Origin of the sequence: Novosphingobium sp., assembly GCF_039595395.1 — a bacterium.
In the GTDB taxonomy this organism is placed as follows: Bacteria; Pseudomonadota; Alphaproteobacteria; order Sphingomonadales; family Sphingomonadaceae; genus Novosphingobium.
The window spans coordinates 252,393-270,086 of sequence record NZ_JBCNLP010000006.1 but is presented as its reverse complement, the minus strand read 5'-3'; the positions used below and the strand labels follow the sequence as shown (position 1 = coordinate 270,086).

Genomic DNA, 17,694 nt, shown 5'->3' with positions numbered 1-17,694 from the left:
GGGTTGGCGGTTATTCGGCGGCGGTGGAGAAAGGGGTGGCGGCGGCCCGCTCGGCAAGCGCGCGGCGGACCTCGGCATGGCGCGCTTCATCGAGCGGGAAGCCCATGATCAGCCAGGCCGAGAGCAGATGGGCGAGCGCCGGGCCCAGCGCGAAGACATAGAGCAGGCCCCTGAGCGCTTCGGGCGTATTGTGCGCGGCATGCGGGCTGAAGCCCAGCCAGCCCACCAGCGGCAGCGCCACGCCCACGGCAAAGGCGGTGCCCGCCTTCATCGAGACGCTGAAGGCCGAGAAGAACAGGGCGGCGCGATCCTCGCCGGTGCGCAGGCGGTGTTCATCGGCGATATCGGCGACCATCGAGCGCAGCATCAGATTGCCCGAGCTTTGCGTCAGCCCCTGCGCCACGGTCAGCGCCACCATCAGGGCGATGCCGCCCGGCACCACGAGGAGCAGGCCCAGATTGATGGCCACCTGCGCCAGCTCTCCGGCGATGGCGGCGCGATGCTTGCCGAAGCGATAGCCGATCTGCGCCCAGACGGGGCCGGCCACGACACCGAAGATGAACTGCAGCAGATAGAGGCCGCTCGCCCATTGCGGCAGGCCCATGTAAAAGGTGGCGAAGAAGACGATCAATCCGGCGCGCGTGCCCTGCCCCGCCGTGACCGCGAAATCCGAGAGCAGGACGCGGCGCAGCAGCTTCTCGCGGACGATCAGGCTCAGCGTGCGGCCAAGGGGCTGGCGGCGGACCGGTGTCGTGCCGGCCGGTGCCTCGCCTGGGGTCTGCTCGGGAAAGGCGCGCAGGGTCAGCGGCAGGGCGATCACCAGACTGACCAGCACCGCCGCCCCCATCGCCGCCAGCCGCAAGCCGCTGTCGCCGGGGCGCAACTGGTCAATGATCGTCGGCAGGACCAGCACCATCAGCAGCGCGAAGGAACCGGCCACCTGCTGATAGGTCGCCACGCGGGTGCGGCCATGATAGTCGGCGGAAATCTCCCCGGACCAGGCCAGATAGGGGATCTGCATCATCGACCAGCCGAGATAGAGCAGGAACAGCCCAAGCCCGAGGTAGGCGGGCGACACCAGCGCCCGGCTCGGAAAGAACAGGGCCAGGCAGGCCAGACCGAACAGCACCGACCCCGCCGCGATCCAGGGACGGCGGCGCCCGAAGCGGCTGCTTGTCCGGTCGCTCAACGCGCCGATCAGCGGGTCGCTGACGGCGCCCCACAGGCGCTCGATCAGGAACAGCAGGCCGATCACGCCCAGCGAAAGGCCAAAATGCTGCGTGTAGATCGCGGGCAGATGCACCGCGAGCGGCATCTGCGCGGCATAGATCGGCACCGACAGGGCGGCAAAGCCCGCCAGCCGCCAGGCTTCGGGCCGATGCGCCTTGCCGCGCGCGCCGTTGGGAGTGGAGCGCGCGGTGGCGGCGCCCTCCCTTGCGGAATAGACTGTCGCCATGTCTCACCTCACCATTTGGTCTTGACGGTGACGCCATAGGTGCGCGGATCGCCGATGGTGCCGGTGATGTAGCCGGTGGCGGCCGCGCTGAGCGCCTGGAAGTAGTTGGTGTTCGTCAGATTGCGGGCCCAGACGGACAGATCCCATCTGTCGCTTTCCGAGCGGATGCCCAGCCGCGCATTGAGCAGGCCGTAGCCCGGCACCTGCGCGTAACGGCTGTTGTTGGAGGAGGTGTTGAAGCTGGATTTATGCGCGAAATCGGCATGGCCATAAACGACCAGCCCGCCGCCCTTGAGCGGCTGCGCCACATCCGCGCCCAGCGAATAGGAGAAGCGCGGCACGCCGGGCAGTTGCACGCCGCTCAGGTTCTGGGTCGGCCCCGATCCACCCGCCGCGATGGCCGCCGGATTGTTCTCAAGCGCCTGCGGCGCATTGGCATAGTCGCGGTACAGCGCCTCCACATAGGAGCCCGAGGCGGTCAGCGTCACCCAGCGGCTGGGGGTGTAGGTCAGATCGCCCTCGATGCCGCGCGAGCGCACCTTGGGAATGTTGGAAATATATTGCACCAGCGAGCCCAGCGCATTGTAAGCGGAAATGGCGGTCTGATAATCCTTCACATTGGTCCAGAAGCCGGCGAGATTGGCAGTCAGATGCCGGTCGAACCACTGCGATTTCACGCCAACTTCGACATTGTCGACCGTTTCGGGGCGCACGGTCAGCGCCGAGGTGGTGAAGCCCGCCGGAATGTTGGTAAGGTTGAGCCCGCCCGACTTGCTGCCGCGCGAATAGGAGCCATAGATCAGCACATCGCGCGCTGCCTTCCAGCTCAGCGTGGCCAGGCCTGAAACGCTGTCGTCGCTCAGGCCGATGCTGTAGCTGGTCTGGGGGTTGAAGGCGTTGCGATAGGCTGTCGCGGTCTGCGCATCCGCCGCTGACAGGGTGGAAAGATCGGTGCCCGCCGCCCACCACTGGCGATAGACGCCACTCTTGTCCTCATGGGTGTAGCGCAACCCACCGGTGAAGCTGAGCCGCTCGGAGATGTTCCAGTTCGCCTGTCCGAACAGGGCATAGCTGCGCGTGATCGGATCGGAAAAGCTGTTCGCCTCGAAGCCGTTGAGGGCAGCCGCCGCAACCGCCTGATTGGCGGTGGGCAGGTTCCAGTTGGCCGCTGCCGAACCATAGGCCGAGGCGCCGTAGCCACGGATCGTCTGCCAGAAGTAATAAGCGCCCACCACCCAGTCGATGGTGTGCTTGCCTTGCGAGGCGAGGCGGATTTCCTGACTGAACTGGCGCTGGCGGTTGGCCTGCTGCGCCTTGGTCGTGACGGGCAGGCCAGTGCTGTCGCCATCATTGGCCGGGTCCCAGTCCCACCAGCGATAGGCCGTGATCGAGGTGAGGGCGGGCCCGCCCAGATCCCAGTCGACCTGGCCCGAGACGCCATAGCTTCTCATCTTGGCCTGATAATGGCTGTCTGAATCGCCGATCCGCGCAAAGGGGCTGGCAGGCAGCAGCGTGTAATTCGCCCGCGCCGCGCGCTGCACGATGTTGTTCGCCAGAACGGCGCCGCTGTCGTAATTGGTGACATAGGCCACCGGAACGTTGAGCACATAGTTCTGCCGCTGATTGGCATAATCACCGATCAGCTTGACCGAGACTGCGTCCGCGGGCTTGATCAGCAACTGGCCGCGGATCGCGACATTGTCGTAATCCTGCGCCTTCGATCCATCGTGGATGTTGGTCAGATAGCCGTCCCGATGCGTGTCGGAGATCGACAGGCGGAACGCGGCCTTGTCCGCGATGATCGGCGCGGAAACCGAGGCGCGAAACTGGTAATAGCCGTAATTGCCGCCGCTGGCCTCGCCATAGGCTTCGGGCCTGAAGCTGGGTGCCTTGCTGGTGATGTTGATCGCGCCCGCCGTGGTGTTCTTGCCAAACAGCGTGCCCTGCGGCCCGCGCAGCACCTCGATCTGCTGGAGGTCGACCAGATCGAACTGCGACTGGCCGGGCCGCCCGTAATAGACATTGTCCAGATAGAAGCCGACGCCATTCTCCAGCCCGTCATTGGTCAGCGAGACATTGGCACCCAGCCCGCGAATGTTGATGTTGGTGTTGCGCGGATTGAAGCTGTAAACCTGAAGACTGGGCACGAGCTGCTGGACTTGGGACAGCGTGTAATTGCCCGTTTTGGCCAGAGCTTCGGAACCGATCACGCTGATGGCGATGGGCACCTTCTGCACATTCTCGTCGCGACGGCGCGCGGTCACCAGAATGGGCTCGCCAATCGGGGTTTCAGCGGTGGCGGTGACCGCGAGAGGGGCTGCGGCGCCTTCATCGGCCAGCGCCGGGGCTGCGCAGGCCAGCGCGACGGGACCGGCGGCAGACAGCAACAAGGCCTTGCTGCTGCGGATGGCGCTGCGATGAAAAGCGGACGAAAGCGTCTTGTTCACGTCAATCCCTGTTCTGAAAAGATGGATGGCAGCCGCCGGGGCGCAACGCTGCCTCGCATGGCGCGCAGCCTGCCCCGCTCCGCAGGACCGATGGCCAAGCGGTTGATGATGGACGAATCCCCTCGCCACCCGACATCGCTGTGCCGGACGTGGACGAAAGGACAGACGGGCGCGGAATGCGCCTGTCGCTTAGGAGAGCTGCCTGATGATGTTCATCGCTAAGTCCCTTGATGTGAGGGAATGCGACACCGGACCCTGATGCCCGGATATCGCATGCTTCAGTCGTCGATCAAGCGGCGCCTTCATTCCCTTCGGCGGCCGCTTCCGGGTTATTGTCTACTTATCCGATTGGATATCCGACAATATAGCTTTGCTTTGTCCGGCAGAATGCTTCCTTTATGGAAAAGGAAGAAAGCAGTCTGCTTTCAACATAACATTGAATTTATGTGGAATAATAAAGAAATCCATATGCCGATCCCGCCCGGAAACGGTATATGAGAAATTCCTATACATCGCAGCGCCTCGCCCGGTGCGGCGGGCAGGGTTCTTCCAAAGACCTCCTCCCCGGATTGCGGTAAGGGAAAAGGCTGCAACTGTCGGATGAGCGCCTGCAAGCGCGGTACCGCCCCGGAGGACAAGACCCATGCTCAACATCGCCTCAGCCTCATGGCTGTTCTGGAGCCTGCTTTCGGCGGTCTTTGCCGCCTTGACGGCAATCTTCGCCAAGATCGGCATCGAGGGCATCAATTCCGATCTCGCGACCTTTTTGCGGACCATCGTGATCGTCCTGATTCTGGGGGCCATGCTGATCTTCGGGGGCAAGTTCCATGCGCTGGATCAGATCAGCGCACGCAGTTGGGCGTTTCTGGTGCTCTCGGGTCTGGCGACGGGGGCATCATGGCTCTGCTATTTCCGGGCACTCAAAATGGGGGATGCGGCAAGGGTTGCGCCGATTGACAAGCTGAGCGTCGTCATCGTCGCATTGGCCGGCGTCTTCCTGCTGGGCGAAAACCTCAGTGCGCGCGGTTGGCTGGGCATAGGCCTGATCACTCTGGGCGCAATCTGCGTCGCACTGGCCTGAGATGGCGCCGAGGGGCGATCGAATGCGGGCCCGCGTAGCCACATTATGGCCCTGAATTGGTCACAAATAGGCAGGAGCCTTGCCGACAGGGTCCTGGCCACAGGATATACGGCAGTGCGGTCTTGCAAAGCAGGCGTATGTCAGAACGGCGCGGGCACTTTGCGCGTTACGGTGACCTTGGTCGGATCCGTCGATTGAAAACGCACCTCGGTGACGACATCGCCCGGCACACCCAACCACATCACGACCTCACCGGCCTCAAGCGTGATGGCCCAGGGCGCTAATCGGCGCACACCGGAACGGATCGCTGTGCTGCTGTCGCACAGGCCGGAGGATGTCCTGTCGGAGCATTGGAACTCGATCCGGCTGCCTGCGGCGCTCACCGCTTCAAGGTGCGCCAAGGCATTCCATCCCTGATCCACGCTCACGCCGGGATTCAAGTGTACATAGCGTCCAGAGGGGCAGACACCATGCGGCGAGGCTGCAATCTCCCATGTGCTGTAGATGCCTGCCGCAGTGGCGGTGTCGATGGCCGCCCCCGGTGCCGCATGGAATGTCACGGTCCAGCGCCGTCTGACACAGCCTGAGCCGCTCACGGTCGGACGTTCCACAAACTGGCCGTCAACCACACCCGGCGCGTTCAAGCCTCCGGTTGGCGCCTCGAATGTCTCGATGTGACCATGCTGTTGATCGCGCAGGACAGCGTCGCCCGCCACTGCCGACGGCAAATCCCGAAGCTGCGAGAACGATAAGGCAGCGGCTTGCACCAACAGGAAGACGAACATAAGCAATTGGCGTTCCCTATTGTCGTGATCGCTTTCTATCAAGCGACAGAACAATCCGCCAGTCCATATGGCCTGTTTGTTCGTGGTGACGCGCGAGGGATCGCCGGAAACGGCGGGACACAGGATGATACTTCCCCTTTTCGCCACCTGATTTCAAGCGCCGGCCATCACCTGCAGCGGCCCAGAAACCTTTAATCCTTGAGCGGGAAAGGACGCGGTACCCCCACTCCGATAGCTCAGGCAGGCGCGGTCGTGAGGCGGAGCCCATCTCCCGCCGGATCGGAAGCGGCGCCATTCACGCCGTCCGTCCGGAGAGTGCTTCACGATCTGCTCAGGCATCGCTCCGGTGACGCGGGGCGGTCGATTGGCGCAGTTCGAGCGTCGCGGGAACGATGATCGGCTGGCTTGGCGCGTCGCGCCCCGCAAGCTCGGCGATGATGAGTTCGACAGCCTGCGCCGCCAGGTCGGCGATCGGCTGATCAATCGCCGTGAGCGGCGGATGCGTGAAGCGCACGATCGGCGTGTTGTCGAAGCTGACCAATGACAGGTCGCGCGGCACCTCGATCCCCCGGCTCCGGCAGGTCTCTAGTGTGGCGAGCGCCATCTGGTCATTGCTGGCGATGATCGCGGTCGCGGGATCGGCGGCGTCGAGCAAGGCGATCGCCGCATCCCGGCCCGAGGCATAGCCAAAATCGCCCCGCGCCAGCAGATCGTCCGCAAGGCCCGCCGCCAGCATCGTCTTGCGCCAGCCATCGATGCGCCATGCGCTCAGTTCATAATCCTCCGGTCCGGCAATGAAGCCGATCCTGGTGTGGCCCAGCGCGATCAGGTGCTCGGTGGCCAGCGAGGCCGCGGATTCATCGTCCATCGTCAAGGCAAAACCCGCCCCCCCCGCGCCGCGAGCCGATCCGCGCGAAGCTGATCCGTTGCTGCTCCAGCAGGCCGATGATCAGCGGATTGTCCGAATGGGGCGGGGTCAGGATCACGCCATCGGGCTGCAGCGCGGCAATCGCCGCCATCAATTCGCGTTCGATATGATCGCTATGCGTGTCGACCAGTTCGACGATCATGCGATAGCCATGGGTCGCGCAGGTCAGCATGCCGCCCAGCAGCATCTGGTCGACCCAGTCGGTGCCTTCGCGCGCGCGCCAGTCGGCGATGGTACGCTCCCGGTCGTTGAGCGCAACGATCAGATAGGAACGCGAGCCCCCCATCCGCTGCGCCGCGATCGAGGGGACATAGCCGAGCCGGGTGATCGCCTCCTGAACCCGTTCCACCAATTCCGCCCGGACGCTGGGCTCCTTGTTGATGACACGGCTGACGGTCTGCAGCGACACGCCCGCATCAGCGGCCACATGCTTGATCGTGACAGCCTGCCGCCTGCGCGCCATCGCCTTCAGGCTCCGCAATAATGCGCGACATAGTCGGCATGCGGCGGCAAGCCCGCAACCGTGCGTTTCACATTGTCGCGCAGTGTGGAGAGGAACTTCGCCAGTTCCTCATCGGGCAGCTTGGCGGCAATCGGATGATGGGTGGCGGGCATGATCCCCTGCCCCATCATCACCTGCACCCAACTGTTCTCCGCGAACAGCTCCTCATTGCGGCGGAAGACCCGGCCGGTTTCGCGGAACAGCTCGATTTTTTGCGCAAGGCTGTCGGGAATGTCCATGCTCGCACATTGCCGCCAGAAAGCGGAGTCACGCCGATCGGTCGCCTTGTAGTGGAGGATCAGGAAATCGCGGATCTGTTCCATATCCGCGAATTGCTGGTCGTTGAACTCGGCGATGTCGCGCGGCGAGATCGGCCCGCCCGGCATCATCCGGATCAGCCTGAGGATCGCGCGCTGGATAAGATGAATGCTGGTCGATTCCAGCGGCTCCATAAAGCCGCTCGACAGGCCGATGGCCACGACATTGCGATGCCATTGCTTCCGCCTGGCGCCCGTGACGAAGCGCAGATTGTTCGGCTCGGTCAGGACCTTGCCCTCGATGTTGCCAAGCAGGCGCTCAAGCGCGGCGTCACGCTCCAGATAGCGGCTGGAAAAGACGATGCCATTGCCCGAGCGATGCTGCAGCGGAATCCGCCACTGCCAGCCCGCATCATGCGCCATGGCGCGGGTATAAGGCACGGGCGGGCCGACATTCTCGGTCTGCACCGCGATGGCGGAATCGCAGGGCAGCCAGTGCGTCCAGTCGTCAAAGCCCGCATGCAAGGCCTGCTCGATCAGCAGAGCGCGAAAGCCGGTGCAGTCGATGAACAGGTCACCCTCGACCACGGTCCCCGATTCAAGATGAAGCGCGGCAACATCGCCGCTTTCGCTGTCGAGCGCGACATGGGCGATCTTGCCCTCGATCCGGTGCGCGCCATCGCCCTCCGCCATGCGCCGCAGGAACTGGGCGTAGAGCGTGGCATCGAGCTGATAGGCATAATTCATGCGCTCATCGGGGAGGTGCGCGAATTTTCCGTCCAGCGCAGCGACCAATTCGAGGCAATAGGCGTCGTAGGACTCGTCATGCCCGCGTTCCAGCCCGTTCAGCCAGAAATGCTGGAAACCGGCGGACCAATGATCCTGCCCGGTCAGCCCGAAGGAGTGGAAATAGCGGTCTTGCCGTTCTTCCAGCCGTCGAACAGGATGCCCAGCTTGAAGGTGGCTTGCGTCGCGCGCATGAAATCGGCCTCGCCGATGCCGAGCAGCCGGTTGTAGATGACGAGCGGCGGGATCGTCGATTCCCCCACCCCGACCGTGCCGATGGCATCCGATTCAATCAGCGTGACCTGCGCGGTGCGGCCCATCGTGCGCGTGATCGCGGCGGCGGCCATCCATCCTGCGGTGCCGCCTCCGGCAATGACGATACGGCGTGGGTTTGGGATCATTGACTGAGATTCCTGAGCAGGAAGGCACGAATACGGTCGGCGCTTTCCGGGGTGAGCGGGGCCAGCACGCTGCGGCCTTCCTCCGGAATATGGGCGGTCACCTCGTCGCCATTGGCGAAGACGTAATAGTCGAACATGTCGCGCCAATGCTGCTTCTGGTCGGCGGGCAGATCGCGGATCGCCAGCAGCGCATGGGTCAGCGCATCCTGCGGCGAGCCCATCCAGCGCGGTGTCTCACGCCACCAGTAGTTCACCAGAATGTTGAAATCCTCGAGACCCTCGACGTGATGCCACCACATGGACGGGATGTACAAGGCATCCCCCGCCTCCAGCTCGGCGACCTGCGCATGGGCCAGCGCGTCGGGAAAACGGGGATGGCGCTGCGGATCGGGCGCGTGGAAATCGACCATGCTGATCGCGCGGCCCGCGGGCGTGTTATCGATCGGCCCCAGATGCAGGTTGCGGAACTGCTCACGCGGGAACAGGGTGAAGCGGCGGCGGCCCACCGCCACGCAGGCCAGATTGTTGGGCAGGTCATTATGCGCCGCGATGCGCGTGCGCGTGCCGATCCAGATGCTCGCCAGACACGTCCGCTCGCCCAGATCGAGATGGTTTGCTTCATGCAGCCCATCGAAGAACTGGTGCATGTCGATCGAGGAAAGATAGACCGAGGGTGCTCCCGCGCGTCCTTCCACCGCATCCATCCGCTGGAAGATGTCGGGCAGCTTGGCGCGCAAAGTGCGAAAATTCATCGCCATATCCGCGTCGTAGAACAGGCGCCCATCGCCGCCCAGTTCCCCGACGGCGACGGTGAAAGCCATATCGCGGTGATGGCGCAGCAGATAGGCGCGCGCCTCACGCGATGAGCGGCGCCCGGCCTCGACCAGCGGCCAGTCCTTCACCAGGCCGCGCACCACGAAAGGCGTATCGGCACCCTGCAGCCGCGCATCGAGATCAGCGGCATCCACGACCCGCACTTCGGGCACGCGCGCCAGATCTTCGAAGATGCCCGGATCGGTATCAACCATGCATGGCGACCCGCAGGCTCTTGCGATCGCGCAGTTCCGCGACATTGGCAAGCGACGCCAGCGCCATAAACACCGGCATCAGATGGCCTCCGGCCTGCAGGTCGCCAAGCGCCGCCGCATCGAGTTGTTGCAGCCTCTCCTCGGCAATGCCGTGATAGCCCACCAGCCGACTGGTCGAACCATCGTTCAGCGTGATCTCCAGCGTCAGCGGTTCAAGCAGCTCATGGCGGGTGAGCGCGGTGAAGAAATCATCATTCGCCTGCCACCCGGCATCGAGTTCGCCAAGCCGTTCGGCCATCGTCTCAAGATAGGGGGTCGGGCGACCGAGGTCATCGAACAGCCGGATCCCCTCCTCACTGCCCGAGATGCGCGGACTGTCCAGATCGATATGGATCTGCTTGTCGCCGCCTTCTGTCGCGGGATGGCCGATCAACAAGGGCTGGATCTGCATCGCCAGCGGAAGATAGCCCGCATCCCAATGATTGTCCTGAAGGAAGAGGTTTTCGCCCTGTTCAAAACCAAACATCGCGAAGGCCTGGAAGCGGTCGCGCTGCGGCGTCAGGCGGAACAGGATGGGAAAGTCGTTCTGCACACGGCGGAACTCTGTCGGCACGATGAGGCAGGCCATCACCGCATCGCCCCTGTCCGCGCCGCGCTGCGGGATGATGCGCAGGGTCAGGTGATCATCCGAGGAAAGAAGGGCGTGATTGGCCATCAGATCAAATGCTCCATTGCGAGCGGGCGCCACGCCGCAGGGCCCGCGTCGAGATAGGTCGAGGTTGGCAGAGGCGCAGGTGTCCGACGCCGGGGCGACCTGCAGTGTCCCCGCTCATGGCTCCCATCCCGGAAATGGCCGTATCCACGTGACCCGTCCTGCTGCGTGGTCCTGCTCAGGCCACTCCCTGTCAGCCTTGTGCCTCACGAAACGGGAAAACGCCACCCTCGCATCGCGAGGGTGGCGCTGTTCGCTGGGGTCAGAAGGTGATCCGCGCACCGCCCGAGTAACGCGGACCCTGCTTCGTCACAAAACCGACGTTGCTGTCCGCACGGGCATGGCCGCTGCGATTCTCGCTGTTGACGTTGATCCCCTCGAAGAACACCGAGATGTTCTTGGTGATCGCATAGCTGGCACTGACGTCCAACTGACCGTAGGTGTCGATGTAGAACGGGTTGACGCCCGAACTCGACAGATAGCCCTTGCGCCAGTTGTAGGCGGCACGCGCCTGCAGCCCGTTCTTGTCGTAGAACAGCACGGCGTTGGCGCTGTCCGACAGACCGGTGATCGCGAATTGCGACACGCTGGCCGGCAGGCTGTTGTCATAGTTCCGGTTGCCCTTCACGATCGTGTAGTTGAGGATCGTGCCGAAGCCGGTGTGCCAGAAGTTGTGCTGGATCGCGAATTCGAAGCCATCGACATTGGCGGTCTGGTTGCTGTTATACGGCGTCTGCAGCACGAAATTCACCAGCGGATCGTTCGGCTGCGCGACGATGGTCCCATTGACCACGCCACCGGGATAGTTGGCGGCGATATAGTCGCGGATCTGACCATAGGTCGCATTGGCGCCCAGAGCATTGAGTGCGGCCTGATAACGCGGGCCGTTCTGCGTGACGCCATTGAACGTCGTGGTGGGCGATGTGACGCCGGGGATTGTCTGATTGACCACCGTATTGCCAATGTAATTGGCCACGCTCTTGTGGAAATAGCCGACCGAAAGGTAGCTTTCCTTGTTGTAATACCACTCTGCCGACACATCGATGTTCTTCGACTTGTACGGGATCAGATTGGGATTACCGACAGACCCCGTGCCGCCACCAATGCGGAACAGCGTATCGAGCCGCTGACCGCCCTGCAGGCTGCCATAGTCCGCGCGCGTGATGGTGTGGCTGTAGGAAGCACGCAGCTTGATGTTGCGCGTCGGTTCGATGTCGAAGTCGATCGACGGCAGCCAGTTCTGATAGCTGCCCTTCGACGAGGTGAAGCCGCTGCCGTTGAACAGGATGTTGAACTCATTCTGCGAATTCTGCCGTGCGCCCGAGGGAGTCGGCACCAGCGCCGAGGCATCGACGGTGGTCGTTTCATAGCGCACGCCACCGATGACATGGCCGGGGATCGAGAGAATGTTAAACTTCCCGCTGAACTGGAAGTAAGGCGAGATCGTCTTTTCGTGAATGTGCGAATCGGTGGTGTAAGGGATCAGGCACTGACCGTTACCGCCACAGATCTTATAGGCCTGATCAAGCCGCGAGACGACGCTCCCCAGATCGAACGAGTAGAACGACTTGACGATGTTCGCCGCATTCGCGCCGCTGATACCCGAGAACTTGTCGGGAATGCTGACGAGATTGAACAGATTGTCCGGCAGCAGCGCGGCTGCGGCCGCACGTTGCGCCGGGCTGTCGCCACCGGTGCCGCCCCATGTGTCGTTCTGCAGCACGCTGTAGGCCGAACGCACCGCATTGTCGGTGTATTGAACACCCCAGTCGAGGCTGTCGAGGAAGCCGCGATGGTGGTCGTAATGCCCCTTCACCTGGAACTGGTTGATCTCGTCGCGGAAGTAGGAGTTGCGGAAAGCGTTACCCGTCGGGACGATGTTCGCCGGGTTCAGCGGATCGATCCCCGGATACATGGTGTAGGAGATGCCCGGCAGCTTGTTCTGGAAATTGACCGTCTGGCTCTGGATGCCGAAGATGGCCGTGCCCACCGAATTGCTGTTGCCATAGGGGCTGTTCGGCTTCGATTCAGCGGTCGAATGGCTGACGTCGAGCACCATGGTGACGCCGCCGGGCGCCTTCCAGGTGAGGTTGCCGCCGATCGCCTTGTTCTCGCTGCGCGCCGAAGTCTGCGAGGCCGAATAGGACAGATCCTTGCCTTCGCTCGCCTGGAACCGCTCGGTGTAGAAGACGGGGCCAGCGACCGGGCCATTGGTCCATGCGCTCGACGTGTCGTTGTGATTGTACCAGATGCCGACGCTGTTGTCGCGAATGTCGACCGTGTTGCGCGAATAGGTGTAGTCGAAGGTCGCCGTCAGCGTATCGGTCGGCTTGAACTGCAGCACCGCCTGGCCGTTGATGCGCTGGCGCTTGCCGTTGACCACGTCATAGCTGGCATTCTGCGGCACCTGATAGACGCTGTTCGGGCCGGGCCGGTTGGTGATGTTGGCATAGCGCGGATCGCCCTGCTGCGCGAGCGAGCCCCAGTTGTTTTCCGAACCGAGATAGCCGTCGCGGTAACCGACATTGGCCTGGTTGGCGCTGAAATGGCGCTCCTGGAACGAGCCGAGGATCAGCACGCCGATGCGATCTTCCGCGAAGGTGTCGGAGAAAATGCCCGACACTTCCGGCGTTACGTCCTTGCCGCCGTTCTGCGTCGTGTCGACCACGCCGCGTGCCTGCAGCGAACCATGCATGCCCGGCTTGTCCAGGGGACGCGGCGTGCGGATGTTGATCGTCGAACCGATGCCGCCCGAGGGTACGGTGGCGCGCCCCGACTTATAGACTTCGAGGGCTGCCACACCTTCGGAGGCGAGATTGGCGAAGTCGAACGAGCGCGAGACCGGTGCGCTGTTGCCGTCACCGATGATCGAGGTCGCGATCTGGCGGCCATTGAGCGTGACGAGATTGTATTCCGGACCGAAACCGCGAACGGTGACAAATTGCCCCTCACCATTCGAACGGTCGATCGACACGCCGGTGATACGCTGGAGCGATTCAGCCAGGTTGGTGTCGGGGAACTTGCCCATCTCTTCCGACGAGATCGCATCGACAATGCCCTGCGCATCGCGCTTGAGGCTGAGCGAACTGCGAAGGCTGGCGCGGATGCCGGTCACGACAATCGCTTCGCCCGTTTCGGCGGTATAACCGGGCGCAGCCTCCGGCGGCGTGGTCGCTGGCTGGTTCTGGGCCGTGGCGCCCGTATCCTGTGCAGCGGCAATCATCGGACAACTCGCCAGTGCGAGCATCGATCCACCGAGCGCCAGGCGCGCGGCAAGACTGGTGCCAAAGCCCCTCATCATCATCCCCCTGTTAGCGGCGCATTACTCCTGCGCACTCTGCTTGAGAACGTTCACTTGTTCCTGGACAAAGTAATTGTCAAGATGGCAAGGTGAGAAAACAAGTTGTTGTTAGCGTTATCAGCATGGGCTGTCCCCACGCCATCAGGCGCGGCATGGGCAGCCGTGCGATATTCTGACGGCAAAGACATATCCATAAAATCGGGGAGAATTTCGACGTGGCAAAGGCACATCATGGCTGGCTTCTGGGGACGACGCTGATCTGCGGTATCGCGGGCGCCGCGCCCACGGCGATGGCCGATCCATCAAGCGGACAGGCCCCGGCGCAGGATGCGCGCAGCCGCGCCGCCGCAATCGTTGCCCGCATGACGCTCGACGAGAAAATCCAGTTGATCCACGGCCTTTTCCCGCCGATGGCCAAGGGCAAGACGCAGAACGAACTGATCCCTTCCGCCGGCCATATCGACGGCATCCCGCATCTGGGCGTTCCCCTGATTCGCGAGAGCGATGCCTCGCTGGGCGTCGCGAATCAGGTCGAGCAGCGCAAGGGTGACGTTGCAACCGCCCTGCCCTCCAGCCTCGCCACCGCGGCGAGTTTCGATCCCGCAATCGCGCGGGCGGGTGGCGCGATGATCGGTGCCGAGGCACGCGCCAAGCGCTTTTCGGTGCTGCTCGCAGGCGGAGTCAATCTGACGCGCGACCCGTGGAACGGGCGGAATTTCGAATATCTGGGCGAGGACCCGCTGCTTTCCGGCACGATGGCGGGCGCGCATATCGCGGGCGTGCAATCGAACCGCATCGTCTCGACCATCAAGCATTTCGCGCTCAATTCGCAGGAAACCGGTCGCACCGTCGCCGATGCGCGGATCGACGAGGCCGCGCTCAGAATGAGCGACCTGCTCGCCTTCGAAATCGCCATTGAGACGGGCAAACCCGGCTCGGTGATGTGCGCCTACAACAAGGTCAATGGCGACTGGGCCTGCGAGAATGCCCATCTGCTGAGCGATGTGCTCAAGCGCGACTGGGGCTATCGCGGCTGGGTGATGAGCGACTGGGGCGCGGTGCATTCCTCAGCCAAGGCGGCGAATGCCGGGCTCGATCAGGAATCGGGGCAGGAACTCGATCAGGCCATCTATTTTGCCGATGCGCTCAAGGCCGACATCGCTGCGGGCCGCGTGCCGATGGCGCGGCTCGATGACATGGTGACGCGCTATCTGACGGGGCTGATCGAAACCGGCGCCTATGACGCCCCCGCCAGCGCCGCCCAGCCGATCCCCTATGACGCCCATGCCGAAGTCGCGCAGCGGGCCGCCGAAGCGGGAATCGTGCTGCTCAAGAATGACGGCGATCTTCTCCCACTGGCACGCACCGCCAAGCGCATCGTGCTGATCGGCGGCCATGCCGATGTCGGCGTGCTGTCGGGCGGCGGGTCGAGCCAGGTCCGTTCGGTTGGCGGCGCGCCGGTGGAGATTCCGCTCACCCATGGCGCCGCCTCATCCTTCGCGCGGGTCACCTGGCATGCGTCCTCGCCGCTGCTCGCGATCCGCGCGGCGATGCCTCAGGCGCAGGTGACCTGGATCGATGGCCACGACTCTGCCGCCGCCGCGGCAGCCGCCAAGGCCGCTGACGTCGCGATCATCTTCGCAACCCAGTGGACCACCGAGGCACAGGACGTCCCCGACCTGTCGCTGCCCGATCATCAGAACGATCTGATCGCGGCGGTCGCGGCCGCGCAACCCAAAACAATCGCGGTGATGGAAACCGGCGGTCCGGTGCTGATGCCATGGCGCGCAGCGGTGCCCGCGATCCTGCAGGCATGGTATCCGGGCCAGCGCGGCGGCCTGGCGATCGCCAACATCCTGACGGGCCGCGTCAATCCCTCGGGCCGCCTGCCGATCACCTTCCCCGCCAGCACGGCCCAGGCCCCGCGCGCCGCGCCGGTCGGGTTTGACCAACTGACCGCCGTCGAGGCGCAGGCCGCCGCCGATCCCGCTCATGCCGGCGACCATCAACTGGCCAGCTTCCCCATCGATTACACCGAAGGTGCCGATGTCGGCTATCGCTGGTATGAGAAGACACATGCCGCGCCGCTTTTCCCCTTCGGCCATGGGCTCAGCTACACGCGCTTTGCCTATCGCATCCCGGTCGTGACCGGCGGCGCGAAGCTCAGCATCAGCTTCGATGTGGTCAACACCGGGCGTGTTGCGGGCTCCGACGTGCCGCAGGTCTATGTCGCGCGTGAGGGATCGTCGGCACCGATGCGGCTCGCCGCATTCCGGCGCGTCACGCTCAAGCCCGGCGAGGCAACGCGCGTGACCTTGGTGGCCGAGCCGCGCATCCTTGCCGACTATGACACGGCCTTGCCCGGCTGGCGTGTTGCGGGTGGCCGCTACCGCGTCGCGCTGGCGCATGATGCGCAGGATCGCTCGGTGATCCTGACCACGACGGTCGATGCGGCGACGATGAAGCCCTAACCGACCGAGAGAAACCCGGTGACTGTCAGGCGACCGAATGCCGGGTCGCTCGACAGCACCGCGTCGGGCGCGATGGCCCCGCTGTGGAGCAGATAGCTGGGATAGACGAGCGCGCGGTTGTAACGCGCCTCGACCTCGAAGATGCGCTCGAACAGAGGCGTGTCGCCCGTGACATAGCGCGCGGGCGGCAGGCCGCCATAGCGGATTTCAGCCTCAAGCTGGCCGAAGAAGATCGGCGCACGCTCCTCGTCAAGCGTCTCGAAGCCGGTCGAGCGATGGCGGAAGAACGCTGTTCCGTCGCCCATGGGCGCAAGATAATGCACCAGCGCGATCCGGTCCGCGCCAAAGGCATCGCAATGCGGAAAGCGCTGACGGACCTCCAGTTGATCGGGCGGGGTCGTCACCATCGAGAAGCTCGCGTCGATCACATCCACCGCGCCGGAGCGGCCCAGCATGGGCCCCAGAATATCCGCCAGAACCGCAAGTTGCGATGGCAGATAGGAAGGCGGCAGCGCCGCGCGAATGCCCGGATAATGCTGCGTGGCCGGACCAAAAGTCGCCCCGATTGCGACATCGCGCAGCGCATCGGGATCAGGCGCGAAACCGTCGATCACCACAACCGGCTGCGCCTCGCGCCCGACGCGATGGACCGTGATTGCGGGCGTGCTCACGATGCGCGCCAATAGCGGACATAATCGACAGACATGCGCTGCGGCAGCGCGCCATCATCGATCCCCTTGGCGCCACCCCAATCGCCGCCGACCGCCAGATTGAGGATCAGGCGATAGGGCACGGTAAATGGCCAGGCGGCATGTCCCCCCGGCTGATCATCGGCGACACGCATATAGCCATGACCGTCCACGCCGATGGTGATCGCATGCGGCTGCCAGTCGAGCTGATAGGTGTGGTAAGCGGTGCAGGCACTGGCAACGCGGATTTCGGCACCGCGCTGCGTGCCCTGCTTGTGATTGAAGGCCCCGCTGTGCACCGTCGCATGCACCACGAGCGGCTGCCAGCCGACCATTTCCATCACGTCGATCTCGCCCATGTCGGGCCAGTTCCCCGCCTCGGGCAACAGCCAGATCGCGGGCCATGTGCCGCGCCCGCAAGGCAGTTTCGCGCGGATCTCATAGAAACCATAGCCCAGCGCCTCACGGCTGACGAGCTTGGCCGAGCTATACGCCTGACCGCCCCAATCGGCCTGCCCGCTCAGCGCCTCGCGCCGCGCCTCGATCACCAGCGCACCATGCTCGATCCGCGCATTCTCGCGGCGGTCGGCGGCGTAATATTGCTTCTCGTGATTGGCCCAGCCCTGCCGGTTGCGCCCGGTGTCGAAACGCCAGCGGGTCTGGTCGATCTTGCCGCGAAACTCATCCGCCCAGGCCGGCGGCGTATCGGGCGCATGCATCGGCACATCGGCCCCATAGTTGGTCGCGGCCAGACTTAACCCTTGTGCCAGCAGGGTTGCGATCAGTGTCACCATGCCACCTCATCCCTTTGGCCGCTCTGCGACGGCCTGCGTTCCAACATCGCAGCGCT

10 protein-coding genes and 2 pseudogenes are annotated in these 17,694 nt (G+C 63.8%); 2 read left to right on the top strand and 10 right to left on the bottom strand.

Going from position 1 to position 17,694, the window contains the following annotated elements; genetic code table 11:
* Nucleotides 1-10: 10 nt before the first annotated feature.
* Nucleotides 11-1,456: an MFS transporter gene (locus ABDW49_RS21425; RefSeq protein WP_343615078.1), complete on the bottom strand. Its 1,446-nt coding sequence runs from the start codon at nucleotides 1,454-1,456 to the stop codon at nucleotides 11-13.
* Between the two features lie 8 nt (nucleotides 1,457-1,464).
* Nucleotides 1,465-3,903 carry a TonB-dependent receptor gene (locus ABDW49_RS21420; protein WP_343615076.1) on the bottom strand — a complete coding sequence of 813 codons (2,439 nt, stop codon included), beginning with the start codon at nucleotides 3,901-3,903 and terminating at the stop codon, nucleotides 1,465-1,467.
* 652 nt (nucleotides 3,904-4,555) lie between these two features.
* On the opposite strand from ABDW49_RS21420, the gene ABDW49_RS21415 reads away from it, so the two are divergent.
* Nucleotides 4,556-4,984: an EamA family transporter gene (locus ABDW49_RS21415; RefSeq protein ID WP_343617347.1), complete on the top strand. Its 429-nt coding sequence runs from the start codon at nucleotides 4,556-4,558 to the stop codon at nucleotides 4,982-4,984.
* 140 nt (nucleotides 4,985-5,124) lie between these two features.
* Here the strand turns inward: ABDW49_RS21415 and ABDW49_RS21410 are convergent, their stop codons facing one another.
* The 6 genes and pseudogenes from ABDW49_RS21410 to ABDW49_RS21385 all read right to left on the bottom strand — a co-directional run bounded on the left by ABDW49_RS21410 (nucleotide 5,125) and on the right by ABDW49_RS21385 (nucleotide 13,630).
* Nucleotides 5,125-5,769, bottom strand: coding sequence for a hypothetical protein (locus tag ABDW49_RS21410; protein WP_343615074.1), 645 nt, complete (start codon nucleotides 5,767-5,769; stop codon nucleotides 5,125-5,127).
* 331 nt (nucleotides 5,770-6,100) lie between these two features.
* Nucleotides 6,101-7,160, bottom strand: a pseudogene (locus ABDW49_RS21405) (LacI family DNA-binding transcriptional regulator).
* Nucleotides 7,161-7,165: 5 nt separating this feature from the next.
* Nucleotides 7,166-8,643: pseudogene (locus ABDW49_RS21400) on the bottom strand (tryptophan halogenase family protein).
* Nucleotides 8,640-9,671, bottom strand: coding sequence for a cupin-like domain-containing protein (locus tag ABDW49_RS21395; protein WP_343615072.1), 1,032 nt, complete (start codon nucleotides 9,669-9,671; stop codon nucleotides 8,640-8,642). Before ABDW49_RS21395 ends, ABDW49_RS21400 begins: the two are co-directional and overlap by 4 nt.
* Nucleotides 9,664-10,386 carry a SapC family protein gene (locus ABDW49_RS21390; protein WP_343615070.1) on the bottom strand — a complete coding sequence of 241 codons (723 nt, stop codon included), beginning with the start codon at nucleotides 10,384-10,386 and terminating at the stop codon, nucleotides 9,664-9,666. Before ABDW49_RS21390 ends, ABDW49_RS21395 begins: the two co-directional genes overlap by 8 nt.
* Nucleotides 10,387-10,645: 259 nt before the next feature.
* The gene (locus tag ABDW49_RS21385) at nucleotides 10,646-13,630 is read right to left on the bottom strand and encodes a TonB-dependent receptor (protein ID WP_343615068.1); all 2,985 of its coding nucleotides are present in this window, start codon (nucleotides 13,628-13,630) and stop codon (nucleotides 10,646-10,648) included.
* A 344-nt stretch (nucleotides 13,631-13,974) separates the two neighbouring features.
* Here ABDW49_RS21385 and ABDW49_RS21380 point away from each other — a divergent pair, with 344 nt between their 5' ends.
* Nucleotides 13,975-16,155, top strand: a complete 2,181-nt coding sequence (locus tag ABDW49_RS21380) for a beta-glucosidase (RefSeq protein ID WP_343617345.1) — start codon at nucleotides 13,975-13,977, stop codon at nucleotides 16,153-16,155.
* Here the strand turns inward: ABDW49_RS21380 and ABDW49_RS21375 are convergent.
* Both ABDW49_RS21375 and ABDW49_RS21370 read right to left on the bottom strand, forming a co-directional pair.
* Nucleotides 16,152-16,826: a DUF6445 family protein gene (locus ABDW49_RS21375; protein ID WP_343615067.1), complete on the bottom strand. Its 675-nt coding sequence runs from the start codon at nucleotides 16,824-16,826 to the stop codon at nucleotides 16,152-16,154. The two genes, ABDW49_RS21380 and ABDW49_RS21375, sit on opposite strands and share 4 nt — an antisense overlap.
* Nucleotides 16,823-17,638, bottom strand: a complete 816-nt coding sequence (locus ABDW49_RS21370) for a glycoside hydrolase family 16 protein (RefSeq protein ID WP_343615065.1) — start codon at nucleotides 17,636-17,638, stop codon at nucleotides 16,823-16,825. The genes ABDW49_RS21375 and ABDW49_RS21370 overlap by 4 nt, the downstream gene beginning before the upstream one ends.
* Nucleotides 17,639-17,694 lie beyond the last annotated feature (56 nt).